This window comes from Acinetobacter sp. BEC1-S18-ESBL-01 (assembly GCF_014169935.1).
Classification (GTDB): domain Bacteria; phylum Pseudomonadota; class Gammaproteobacteria; order Pseudomonadales; family Moraxellaceae; genus Acinetobacter; species Acinetobacter pittii.
This window is the reverse complement of sequence record NZ_AP022302.1, coordinates 3,587,862-3,600,094: the sequence shown is the minus strand read 5'-3', so window position 1 is coordinate 3,600,094 and position 12,233 is coordinate 3,587,862. Positions and strand designations below refer to the sequence as shown.

Genomic DNA, 12,233 nt, shown 5'->3' with positions numbered 1-12,233 from the left:
ATGAGCATCAAATATTATGATTTGGTGCTCTCGACTTTTCCTTTGGTTAAAAAAGATTGTAATAAACTTTGAGAAGTTTGCAGTTTGTTTAACTGCTCAGACACATGCATGAGTTCAGTCTGTAGTTTTTCTTGAACCACTGAGCATAGTGTAAATACTCGTTCATCTAAATCAAAACAAGGCAGCAAAACCTGAATATCTTTTAGGTGCATGCCAGCATCATTTAATATTTTAATTTTCTTAATGTTTTCAATATCTTTTTGCGTATAACTTCGATAGTTATTACTTGCTCGAAGAGGCTGTATAAGCCCTAAGCTCTCGTAATAACGCAGCATACGAGGACTTACTTTTGTGAGCTCGGCAACTTTAGCTAAGTTCATAAAATGGGGTTGACCTTAACAGTGGTGTCATAGTTTAGCATGTTTTTATCTTTCAAAATGGTACTTGTTCAATGATCAGAAAACTCATTTTATTGGTGTTATTCGGATTAATGTCATTTGTTGCAAATGCCAGAACACTTGAACTTCAGGAGAAGAACATGCGTCAAATATTTGTACTTCACGGTTACTCTGCTTCTATAGATGATCACTGGTTTCAAGATTTAAAGCATCAAATAGAAGATGAGCATACGACTGTTACCTTAATTCCATTTCCAGATTCTGAGCATCCGGATGTAGATGCTTGGCAGAAGGTTTTAGATCAACAGATCCCTAAGGTGGATGAGGATACCTATTTTGTTGCGCACAGTTTAGGGGTGATTACGTTACTGCACTTTTTGCAAAAACATGATTATCAAAATATTGGAGGAATGATTCTAGTATCTGGATTCTCTGGTCTCATTTCAGATTCTTCTGTTCTTAATATTTATATAACGAAGAGTAAAGTCGATACGGATTACTTTAAGGACACAAAGAAAAAGCTGGTGTATTTATCTGATAATGATGATTTGGTGCCGCCCAAACTGACTATTGAATTGGCGAAAGAAATTGATGCACCATACATTACTGTTCCTAATGGCGGGCATTTTTTAGGTAGAGAAGGTTATACGAAATTTCCGCAATTAGTTGATTCTTTAAAACAGATGTTAAATGATTAATAAAAATCCCCGTAGTAAGCGGGGATTTTTAATCTTTACTGAAAGTTTGTAATTTTTATTCGGAGTCTATTAGGGCTGATAAATGATACCCATGACTTTCGCAGGTAAGGCGATCAGATCAAAAGTTAAGGTAAACGGAAGCAGTGGTAAACTTGCTAGCTTCTCCTTTGTTGATAAGGTCACTTTTTCGCTCTTATCGTGAAGATATTGGATTTTGATGTGATATGGCTTAGATAAAGGGGTTATTGTTTTAAGATTGTTTACAGGAGGATAAACAGTTCCTTTAATATTTAAATCAAATTTATGTGGTTCTGATGTCTTTGCACAGCCACATGGAACTACACCATATTGTTTAAATAAAGCTGATTCTTTCTCGTTCAATTTCCCATTAGGTGGGGTGTAAGAAAATCTAATATGTCCGTAAAAATGATTACTATCCGGAGCTGGAGCATTAAAATCTAGTTCATTACTTATTTGGATATATTGTGGATTTAATTGATTAATTAATTGAATGAAATCGTTACCGCCTTTACTAATGACATAACTATATTTTTTCCCGGCGATGACAACACTGTCCTCTGGTTCATTAGGGAGAGATACTGATGGTTTACCAAATGCAATTACATCATCTTCAATTAAAGTGATCCATTCATGGCCTGAGTCATATTTTGTAAATAGCTCTCGCGTGTTTTCACCAATAATTCGGTTACTCACACAACCAGTGAGAAAGAAACTGACGAGTAGGCAGCTCATAAGAATATTCTGATTTAATACTTTAAAGTTCATTATTTCTGTTGAATTCAATGGATTTATAAAAGTCTGACTATAAACAAAAGATCTTAATATTTAAATCTAGTAGTATGATCTGACTTAGTTATACTCAGACTAATTTCTAAAATATTTTAGAAAGTCCCTTACTATTACATTAAAAATTTTAATTATATTTACCGTTTATCTGAGCATTACTGAATCAAATTCGACTTTGTTGTAGCCTATTTATAGATACTTTTAATTTAATCATCATCTTTTAGTTGAAATAAGGTGAGTGATTTTTGGAGCAAGTTATGAACTTTCTAAAACAATCAGCCTTCATTGCTGCATTTGCTTTTATGGGTTTACCGACTGTTCAAGCAGAAGAAGTGGCTACTTTACCAACAATACGCGTTATGGCTGAATCTGAGCTACGTGAAGAGGTGGGATTTGTACCCTTCCAAGAAGATAAAAAAGTGCGTCAGGCGCTGCAACATCATGAGTATAAAACGCATTATGATATACAAAATGCTTTGGTGCCTGAAGGCATGACGACAGTAGACTATCAACCTGTTATGGCACAGCCTGATCTCTCACAACTTTCTCCATTTTTACGAGAATATATTCTAGCTGTGGCGGGTGGAATACAGTCTTCTGATCCAACCAATGGCATCTTTGTAATGTTAAAAGATTTGAATATTAATCGAAGTAATGTCGATGCTTATCGTGAGGGTACGATGAAAGTAAATATTAATGACATTATAGATTTACAGAAGAAAATCGAAAATGGATTAGCTGGCCGTTAAAAAAATCCCCGCATTGAGCGGGGATTTTTTTATCTTGCTGTTAATTAAACACGTTCGATCACTGTTGCAATACCTTGACCAAGGCCGATACACATGGTCGCAAGACCGATTTGAGTATCTTGTTGTTCCATTACGTTCAACAACGTAGTGGTGATACGCGCACCAGAACAACCTAGTGGGTGACCCAAAGCAATCGCACCACCATTTAAGTTAATGATGTCTTGCTTGTCGTAAATACCTAAGCCTTTCATTACTGATAAGCCTTGAGCAGCAAATGCTTCGTTTAACTCGATAGTTTGAATATCAGCCATCGTTAAACCAGCACGTTTAAGCGCTTTTTGAGTTGCTGGAACTGGACCGTAACCCATGATTGCTGCATCACAACCTGCAACTGCCATAGAGCGAATTACAGCGCGTGGTTTTAAACCTAACGCTTGTGCGCGTTCAGCAGACATAAGTAACATTGCAGAAGCACCATCAGATAAAGCTGAAGATGTAGCAGCCGTTACCGTACCACCTTTCGGGTCAAATACAGGACGTAATGCTTTGAACGCTTCAAGGTTTGCATCTGGACGAATTACTTCATCGATGTCGCAAAGGATTTTAAAACCATTTGCATCGTGGCCTTCAACACCAACGATTTCATTTTTGAAACGGCCTTCTTGAGTTGCAGCCCAAGCACGGCGGTGAGATTCAACACCAAAAGCGTCTTGCTCTTCACGGCTAATGCCATTCATGCGACCTAACATTTCAGCAGTTAAGCCCATCATGTTAGATGCTTTTGCATAGTGTTTAGATGCTTCTGGGTTTAGATCGATGCCGTGCATCATACCTACGTGGCCCATGTGCTCTACACCACCAATAATGAAAATATCACCTTGGTTGGTTGCAATCTGTGCAGCAGCAGTATGAAGTGCTTGCATAGATGAACCACAAAGACGGTTTACAGTTTGACCTGCTACAGTTTTTGGTAAGTCAGCCAATAAGCCGATGTTACGGCCAATATTCATACCTTGTTCTAGAGTCTGGTTTACACAGCCCCAGATTAGGTCTTCAACTTCGTTTACATCAAACTGGTTACGAGCAACGAGTGCACGAACCAATTCAGCAGATAAGCTGTCAGCACGTACATTACGGAACATACCGTTTTTGGTTTTACCCATTGCAGAACGTACGCCATCAACGATGACAACGTCACGTGGATTTAAAGTAGCCATTCACGTTGCTCCTTAACCGTAGAATTTTTTGTTGTTAGCAGCCATGTCGCGCAACATTTGCGGCGCTTCATAAGCCTTACCTAAGTGTGCATATTTGTCGCAAAGTGCAACGTATTCAGCAACACCAGTCTGGTCGATATAACGACATGGACCACCACGGAATGGAGGGAAACCTACACCCATAATCATTGCCATGTCTGCTTCAGCAGCAGTTGCAACAATGTTGTCTTCTAAGCAACGAACTGTTTCGTTACAGAAAGCAAGCATCATGCGGTCAATGATTTCTTGGTTATCAAACTCGCGTTTCTCACCCGTTACGAAAGGAGCAATGATTTCATACGCTGTTGGATCAACAGTTTTTGCTTTTTTGCCTTTCTTATCGAGTTCGTATTTGTAGAAACCAACGTCATTCTTTTGACCAAGGCGTTTAGCTTCGTACATTGCTTGGATTGAACCTTTAAAGTCTGGCTTCATACGGTCTGGGAAACCTTCAGCCATGACTTCTGCCCCATGTACACCTGTGTCGATACCAACAACATCGATGAGGTAAGCAGGACCCATTGGCCAGCCAAACTTAGACATTACATTGTCAACTTGTTGGAAGTCTGCGCCATCTTTTACAAGAAGGTCGAACGCACCAAAGTAAGGGAACAATACACGGTTAACCAAGAACCCTGGGCAGTCGTTTACAACGATTGGTGTTTTACCCATTTTTTGGGCAAGAACAACAGTAGTTGCAATCGCTTCTTCAGAAGTCTTTTCACCACGAATCACTTCTACAAGCGGCATCATGTGAACTGGGTTGAAGAAGTGCATACCTACAAAGTTTTCAGGACGTTGTAATGCTTTTGCTAAACGTGTGATTGAAATCGTAGAAGTATTAGAAGCAATAATCGTATTTTCACGAACATTCTTCTCAGTATCCGCAAGTACCATTTCTTTTACTTTTGGATTTTCTGTAACTGCTTCGATCACGATGTCAACTTCTTTAAACTCATCGTAGCTTAAAGTAGGACGGATACGTGCAAGCGTTTCACCCATTTGCGCAGGTTTCATTTTCTTACGTTCAACTTGTTTAGTTAACAAGCTGTTCGCTTCTTTCATACCTAGAGCAAGTTGTGGATTACCAATATCTTTCATGATAATTGGTGTGCCTTTGCTTGCCGCTTGGTAAGCAATACCACCACCCATGATACCAGCGCCAAGTACAGCTGCTTGGTTTACAGGGTGTGCACCTTTTTCATATTTTTTAGCAGTTTTCTTAACAACTTGGTCATTGAGGAATAAACCAATCAATGCGCCAGCTTGTGGTGTAATCGCAGCTTTTGCAAAACCTTCAGCTTCAGCTTTTAATGCTTCGTCACGCGCAAGGCTTGCACCCGCTTGTAATGAATCAAATAATAATTTTGGAGCAGGGTATTGAGCAGGGTTTGCTTTAGCAAGCACTGCACCTTTTGCAGTATTGAACGCCATCATTTGTTCAAGTGGGTTCAATTTTACAGCTTCAAGCTTTTCTTGACGTTTTGCTTTCCAGTTTAAACGACCAGAAATTGCTTGCTTAACTAAGTCAGTTGCAGCTTCAAGTAATTTATCAGCAGCTACAACCGCATCTACAGCACCATCTTTTAGAGCAGCAGCCGGTTTTTTAGGAGCAGCCATCGCCATCCATTCAACCGCATTGTCGATACCGATCAGACGGCTTAAACGTACGCTACCGCCAAAACCTGGGTAAATACCAAGTTTAATTTCCGGTAAGCCCACTTGTGCAGCTTCTGACATCACACGATAGTCACAAACTAAACACATTTCAAAACCGCCGCCTAACGCCATACCGTTAATAGCAACAACTTTTGGAATTTCTAAATCTTCAAAGCTATTGAAGATTTCGTGAACAGGCATAAGCCAGTCAACAATTGCTTTTTCGCCTTGTGCGAAGTTTTCACCAAATTCGGTAATGTCTGCCCCAACAATAAATGTCGATTTGCCTGAGGTAACAACTAAGCCTTTAATATCATTATTTGCTTTTACCGCAGCAATAGCAGCTTGGAAATCTTCAATTGTTGCACGGTTAAATTTATTGACCGACTCACCTTGTAAGTCAAAGCGGAATTCTGCAATTCCGTCCGAAAGCATTTGGACGGTAATGGCATTGCCAGCGTGGATCATGCCTGATCTCCTTAGTTTTGGAGGACTTCTAAGTTGATGTTATGAAGCGTGTGCACATCTTAGGTACACATTTATGCTTCGCTAATCTTACGATAACTATATCTAAAAAAAACCTGACAAGTTGTATCAAGCCGTGACGCAAGGGTCATCTTATTTACTATTCAATTCATCTATATGAAATGCATAAAAGAAATCATAAAGATAGCTAACAACGAAAGACATTTGTTTTAATTTAACTTTTTCTTGATAAAGCATTGGAATTATCAAATTTTTATATAAAAAACGAATAAGTTTTAAAAGTTAATTTTTTGTCAAAAATGTCAATTGTTAGTGGGATCATCTGTAAATAACAGTAATAATAGTAATAAATTTTAACTTCCTTAAATTTATGGAAAAATACACTATATTTAAAATTTTTATTACACCAGCGCTGTCTATTATTTGACTTAATTTTTTTACATTCGCTTTTTCTAAGTCAATTTTGTTAAAATTTGCGCCAATTAAATAAACTTCCGGTTTCTCTCTCCTTAAATATAAGGTGAAGTTGCCCCTAATCTTTTGAAAGAGTAGCAATATGATTAAGTGGATCATATTAGCGATTTTTGTGATATCAGCATTGTATATCCAACATCGCGGCAAAGTGCGTCACTCGTTTTATCGTCAATTTTTTGACCATTCAACCTTGCTCGCACCGATTAACTTTTTAATGTACATCTTTTCAAAGGTGCCGAATCAGCCTTATATCGACACACAGCATTTTAAAGATCTAAAAGTGCTGGATGAAAATTGGGAAATGATTCGAGATGAAGCGAAAGCTTTATATGACCAAGGCGGAATTAAAGCTTCAAGTACCTATAACGACTTAGGTTTTAACTCATTCTTTAAAACAGGTTGGAAGCGTTTTTACCTAAAATGGTATGAATCGAGTCATCCATCTGCTGCTGAGCTTTGCCCAAAAACTACAGCACTTCTTAAAACATTGCCGACAATTAAAGCAGCAATGTTTACCGAGCTTGCACCTGACAGCCGTTTGGTAAGACACCGTGATCCGTATGCAGGTTCATTGCGTTATCACTTGGGTTTGATTACGCCGAATGATGATCGTTGTTTTATTGACGTCGATGGCGAAAGATATTCTTGGCGTGATGGTCAAAGTGTTGTGTTTGATGAAACTTATATTCACTATGCTGAAAATAAGACTGATCAAAACCGTATTATTTTCTTTGCAGACGTTGAACGTCCAATGAAAGTAAAATGGATGGAGCGTTTCAACCATTGGTTTGGTCGTAAAGTGATGACTGCGGCAAGTTCACCGAATGAAACAGGCGACCAAACAGGTGGCTTAAATAAAGCTTTTGCTTATCTTTATCAAATTCGTATTAAAGCTAAAGCCTTAAAAGCATCGAACCGTAAGTTGTATTATTTCTTGAAATGGTTCTTGATGCTTGGGATTTTCTTTTTGATTTTTGTTCGACCATATGTATTTTAATAAAAAACGCCCCAAAGGGCGTTTTTTACTTTAAGCAATTTTATTTAAATTATTTTAAATATCAATTCTCTAAAAATAGTTAAAGTTCCAATAAATTAAGTTTTAATTAATAAAAAGTCACATTGTTCCATTCAGCAGGTTTCTTACTATTTAAAAAATTAATAATTCGAGATGGTTTTATTTCAAGTGTTGCTTGACCGTAGTCCGAGCTAAAAAGAGTATTAATGTAATTTGTAGGTACCTGATCAATTTCAATCACATTAGGTAAAACCCATTTTCCTGTTGGATTTTCTGGAACCTCATTAACGACTTGAATATTATTTGATGTCTTGGATGTTGCTAAACGCAAAGCATGTGTCAATACCCCATCTTTATGGTAAACAACGGCGTAGGCATTATTACCATATTCTTTTGCTAGTGGAGATTGATTGGCGGGTGTATTAATTAGTTCTCCATGTGCACTTACACCTATATGCGTCACTTTACCATCCTTCATCCAGACTACAGCGTGCTCTAGATCATGTCGGTGTCCTATGAAGTCTAAACTACCATTTACGGCTTTATCTTTAACAGTGTAAAGTGCAAAAATACGACCGCAGTAAATGGAATTCTGATAAGTCGTACATTTTTCTTTATAAATAATATTTGCTTTGCTCAATTGATCCCTATAGCTGCATTGACCCTCTAAAGTGCCTGAAGTATCCAAACCATTATTAGGGAAATAGTTTTCACCTTGTTTTTGTACTGGTGCTGAAGCTAAACATCCATCTGTATCGAAATCAAAGACAATTTTTCCATTTTCTAAATTTACAGGTTTCAACGTAGAAAGGCCTGTAATACATGCTGGTTGGTCTGTACTGCATAGAGGAACTTGGCTCCAGTCTTTTGAAAAACCTTGAGTTGAGTAGATCATGCTACCGATTAGATTAAAGATTAAGATATATATATTTATATATTATGGATATTTTAAGAGTTGAATCCAAATATTAAAAAAGTTAAATGACATTATTTTTTTCAGTTTTATTAAAATATTATTTTATGTAGACTTTAATAATATTTTGTTTTTTAATATTTTTTTATAAAAAATAAATTTATGTAAACTTGTACTAAGTAGATAATATGAAAAATGTATTGATTATTGATCTAAATGATTAATTTTGTGACCTATTTCACAGTGCTGGTAATTTGTTACAACTATTAAGAGCCAATAGGCAATTTTGATTCTACAATGGCGCGGTTTTTTCGAAGACTGGTCAGCGGAAGTAGGTTTTAAAATGGCTCATGCTCATCACGCAGCTCATGCACATGTTCATCATATCGAAGAGAGAAAAGAAGACAGTTCTCAAGGCGATTTAAAAACAAAAGTGATGTTAAGACAAGTAGCTTCAACGACTGGAAAATCTAAACGATCTAAAACTCAAAATCATAAAGCTGAAGACCAAAATATTAATTTGCATAAGTTCTCGAGTAAGCTCGAAAGTATCTCTGCCAACCATAGTAAAGAGAAATGCGCCAAAAATATCCGCATTGCTCTACAAGCGGCTGGAGCAGATGTGTCAAAGCATCCTGTAGCTGCTTCTGATTGGGGGCAAACGCTAGAAAAGAATGGTTATAAGAAAATTAAACCTGCTTTCAACCGTCCACAAGAAGGTGACATTTACATTATTGAGCGAACAAGTGGTCACACCTATGGTCATATTGCAGGCTATACGGGCAATGGTTGGTTCTCGGATTTTCGTCAAAAAACCTATGCGGTCTACAAAGAAAAAGACGTTAAATATAGTTACTATCGTCTAGATTCTTAAGCGAGTACGACACAATCTGTCGGACCATATCTAAATCTGTTTCCAAATTTATGTTCTGGCACAGTAAAGCACTTGAAAATTAGGGGTGAAAACATCACATTAGGTATTCAGTATTAAGCCATGCATGCCAATAGTGAATCAAAACGCTCGTCCTCATATTGAAAAAATTTTAGCCAACATGACCCAGCTTCCAGGTGTTTATAAAATGCTAGGGAAGGAGGGCGAATTATTATATGTTGGCAAAGCAAAAAATCTAAAAAATCGGGTGTCGAGTTATTTTGTTAAAACGATTGAGCATCCTAAAACACAAGCTTTAGTTGCACGAATTTATGATATTGAAACTTTGGTTACTCGTTCAGAAACCGAAGCTTTACTCTTAGAACAAAACTTAATTAAACAACACCGCCCGCCTTATAACATTATGCTGCGGGACGATAAGTCTTATGTCTATATTTTTGTTTCGGCTGATAAACCTTATCCTCGGCTTGCCAGTGGGCGTGGTAAAGGTAAGCACCAAATTGGTAAGTTTTTTGGCCCGTACCCAAGTGCTTATAGTGCACGTGATACGTTACTAGTTTTGCAAAAACTTTTTAATGTACGTCAGTGTGAAAATAGCTATTTCTCACAGCGCAAGCGTCCATGTTTGCAATATCAAATCAAGCGGTGTTCAGCTCCGTGCGTAGGTCTGATTTCGCCCGAAGATTATAAAGAAGACGTTAATAATAGTATTCGCTTTTTGCAAGGTGATACCAAAGAGCTTAATCAAGAACTCATTGCCAAAATGGAACAAGCAGCGGCTGAGCTTGAATTTGAAAAAGCTGTTTTTTACCGTGATCGATTATCTTTACTTCGTGAAGTTCAAGCGCAACAAGCCGTGTTTAAAGTTAAAGGCGAAGCGGATATTCTGGCAATTGCATATCAGGCAGGTGTGACATGCGTGCAAATTATGTATGTACGCAATGGGCGAATGCTGGGTGGAAAAAGTTATTTCCCAGACATGCTCGGTGATGATCTTGGGCAAATGCTGAGTGACTTTATGGCGAACTTTTACTTTCAGGTTGCCGATGAAGTTCCCAATGAGCTCATCGTAAATATTGCTTTGCCTGACTGTAAAGAATTAGAAGAAGCATTGGCACAGCAGTTTGGCAAAAAGGTTCAGATTAAGAGTAATGTTCGAGAAACTCGTGCCGAGTGGCTGGAGCTAGCCGAAATGAACGTTCAACATGCCATTAAGGGGCAGTTGAGTAATCATTTAGAACTTAATGAACGTTTCCATCAGTTAGAGCAAGTGGTGGGAAGACCTGTCGATCGTATTGAGTGTTTTGATATTAGTCATACCATGGGTGAAGCTCCAATTGCTTCATGTGTCGTGTTTGATCAAGGGGGTGCTCGTAAGCGTGACTACCGCCAATTTGCCATTCAAGACATCACAGCAGGCGATGACTATGCAGCTATGCGACAAGCTTTAACACGCCGTTATAAAAAGGCCATATTGCCTGATTTGCTGTTGATTGATGGTGGTAAAGGCCAACTCCATATGGCGATGGAGGTCATGCAAGAGCTTGGGCTAGACGCTTTTATGGTGGGTGTATCTAAAGGTGAAGGGCGTAAACCTGGGCTTGAAACTCTACATTTTACTGATGGCACAAAAATCCAGTTGCCAGAAGACCATAAGGCATTGCATTTGATTCAGCAGGTGCGTGATGAGGCCCATCGTTTTGCGATTACTAAACATCGTGCTAAACGTGATAAACGCCGAAGTACCTCAGTTTTAGAAGCAATTCCAGGGTTGGGTCCAAAGCGCCGTCGAGATTTATTAACTCATTTTGGCGGGATTCAGGGCGTTTTAAAAGCATCCGAAAAAGAGCTTACTCTTGTGCCCGGTTTTGGTGAAATGATGGCAAGAACGATTTATAAAATTCTGCATGAATAAAGATAGGTTTCTATACCGAGTGACCAAATAGTTGGTATATAAGTACAAGAATGATCATTCACATTCCCTTTAAAATGATGAAAGATGTTTCATCAAGAGTCAGAGTGCTTTAGGGAAGTGAATGTCATTACTGCAATTATTTGAAGAAATAAAACAAAAGGAATGGATTGAAATACCCGAAGGGTGGCTACAAGGGCGAACTGTTTTTGGTGGTCTTGTTGCTGGACTACTCATGCAAAAAGCCTGCTGCAATATTCAAGATCCAAATAAAAGATTATTAAGTTGTAGTGTTACTTTCGTGGGCCCTGTACAGCAGGGAGCTGCCCAATTGACTATTGAAATTTTAAGGGAAGGAAAGTCGGTCACTACGCTTGAAACCCGTTTATGGCAAGATGGTGCGGTACAAACGATTTTGGTCGCAAGCTTTGGTGTGCCGCGTGCGTCGAATATTGAAGTACGACATGAGCCTATCGTTCCAGTTTATAGGCAACCTGAAGAGTTGCAACCTATTCCTTTTGCTAGACAAATGCCAGAATGCTATCAACATTTTGATGTATGCTGGGCGGAAGGTCATTATCCTGTTACAGGAAGTCAGTATGCTGACTTTGGAGGATGGTCAAGGTTTAATCCCGATAAGCATGAAAATCGTCAAATGACTTTGCCAGATTTAATTGTTTTGATGGATATTTGGCCGCCTGGTGTATTGCCGATGTTTAAGCAAGTTGCTCCTGCAAGTTCTTTAACTTGGCACATTACCTATGTCCATCCGTTCCAACATCAATTGTGTGACTGGTTTAAATATAAAGTGGTAACTGAATATGCAGGTGAAGGTTATTCCACAGAATATGCCCATCTTTGGGACCAAAATGATCATTTAATTGCAATTTTACGGCAAACTGTTACGGTATTTACCTAAGCAGTCCACTTCCTCGATTCATATATTTCGTATAAAGTGGCTGTTACAGATAGAT

The 12,233-nt window shown here is 38.3% G+C and carries 12 protein-coding genes; 6 read left to right on the top strand and 6 right to left on the bottom strand.

The genetic code is table 11. The annotated features are described in order from the left end of the window. Positions 1-14: 14 nt before the first annotated feature. Positions 15-380: a MerR family transcriptional regulator gene (locus tag H7R46_RS17100; protein ID WP_002114700.1), complete on the bottom strand. Its 366-nt coding sequence runs from the start codon at positions 378-380 to the stop codon at positions 15-17. A gap of 71 nt (positions 381-451) precedes the next feature. On the opposite strand from H7R46_RS17100, the gene H7R46_RS17095 reads away from it, so the two are divergent. Beyond that, the gene (locus tag H7R46_RS17095; RefSeq protein WP_017398712.1) at positions 452-1,096 is read left to right on the top strand and encodes an RBBP9/YdeN family alpha/beta hydrolase; all 645 of its coding nucleotides are present in this window, start codon (positions 452-454) and stop codon (positions 1,094-1,096) included. Between the two features lie 69 nt (positions 1,097-1,165). Here H7R46_RS17095 and H7R46_RS17090 read toward each other — a convergent pair whose 3' ends face one another. Then, positions 1,166-1,882, bottom strand: a complete 717-nt coding sequence (locus tag H7R46_RS17090) for a hypothetical protein (protein WP_032012486.1) — start codon at positions 1,880-1,882, stop codon at positions 1,166-1,168. A gap of 278 nt (positions 1,883-2,160) precedes the next feature. Here H7R46_RS17090 and H7R46_RS17085 point away from each other — a divergent pair, with 278 nt between their 5' ends. Continuing rightward, positions 2,161-2,652: a hypothetical protein gene (locus H7R46_RS17085; protein ID WP_032012485.1), complete on the top strand. Its 492-nt coding sequence runs from the start codon at positions 2,161-2,163 to the stop codon at positions 2,650-2,652. 44 nt (positions 2,653-2,696) lie between these two features. On the opposite strand, the gene fadA is transcribed toward H7R46_RS17085, so the two are convergent. The 3 genes from fadA to H7R46_RS17070 all read right to left on the bottom strand — a co-directional run bounded on the left by fadA (position 2,697) and on the right by H7R46_RS17070 (position 6,302). Then, the gene (fadA, locus tag H7R46_RS17080; protein ID WP_005065826.1) at positions 2,697-3,869 is read right to left on the bottom strand and encodes an acetyl-CoA C-acyltransferase FadA; all 1,173 of its coding nucleotides are present in this window, start codon (positions 3,867-3,869) and stop codon (positions 2,697-2,699) included. 12 nt (positions 3,870-3,881) lie between these two features. After that, positions 3,882-6,035 carry a fatty acid oxidation complex subunit alpha FadB gene (gene fadB, locus H7R46_RS17075; protein ID WP_182924225.1) on the bottom strand — a complete coding sequence of 718 codons (2,154 nt, stop codon included), beginning with the start codon at positions 6,033-6,035 and terminating at the stop codon, positions 3,882-3,884. 150 nt (positions 6,036-6,185) lie between these two features. Next, complete coding sequence (locus H7R46_RS17070) at positions 6,186-6,302, bottom strand: hypothetical protein (protein ID WP_080630990.1); 117 nt, start codon at positions 6,300-6,302, stop codon at positions 6,186-6,188. A gap of 307 nt (positions 6,303-6,609) precedes the next feature. On the opposite strand from H7R46_RS17070, the gene lpxO reads away from it, so the two are divergent. Then, the gene (lpxO, locus tag H7R46_RS17065; protein ID WP_002114943.1) at positions 6,610-7,524 is read left to right on the top strand and encodes a lipid A hydroxylase LpxO; all 915 of its coding nucleotides are present in this window, start codon (positions 6,610-6,612) and stop codon (positions 7,522-7,524) included. A 106-nt stretch (positions 7,525-7,630) separates the two neighbouring features. Here the strand turns inward: lpxO and H7R46_RS17060 are convergent, their stop codons facing one another. After that, on the bottom strand, positions 7,631-8,437 hold the full coding sequence (locus tag H7R46_RS17060; protein ID WP_032012484.1) for an NPP1 family protein: 807 nt from the start codon (positions 8,435-8,437) through the stop codon (positions 7,631-7,633). Between the two features lie 361 nt (positions 8,438-8,798). On the opposite strand from H7R46_RS17060, the gene H7R46_RS17055 reads away from it, so the two are divergent. The 3 genes from H7R46_RS17055 (at position 8,799) to H7R46_RS17045 (ending at position 12,178) form a co-directional block, all read left to right on the top strand. Then, positions 8,799-9,329: a CHAP domain-containing protein gene (locus H7R46_RS17055; RefSeq protein ID WP_002114964.1), complete on the top strand. Its 531-nt coding sequence runs from the start codon at positions 8,799-8,801 to the stop codon at positions 9,327-9,329. Positions 9,330-9,462: 133 nt separating this feature from the next. After that, positions 9,463-11,262 (top strand): excinuclease ABC subunit UvrC, encoded by a 1,800-nt coding sequence (gene uvrC / locus H7R46_RS17050; RefSeq protein ID WP_002114749.1) that lies wholly within the window; start codon positions 9,463-9,465, stop codon positions 11,260-11,262. A 121-nt stretch (positions 11,263-11,383) separates the two neighbouring features. Next, a complete protein-coding gene (locus H7R46_RS17045; protein ID WP_086260960.1) occupies positions 11,384-12,178 on the top strand; it encodes a thioesterase family protein in 795 nt (264 codons plus the stop codon). Positions 12,179-12,233 lie beyond the last annotated feature (55 nt).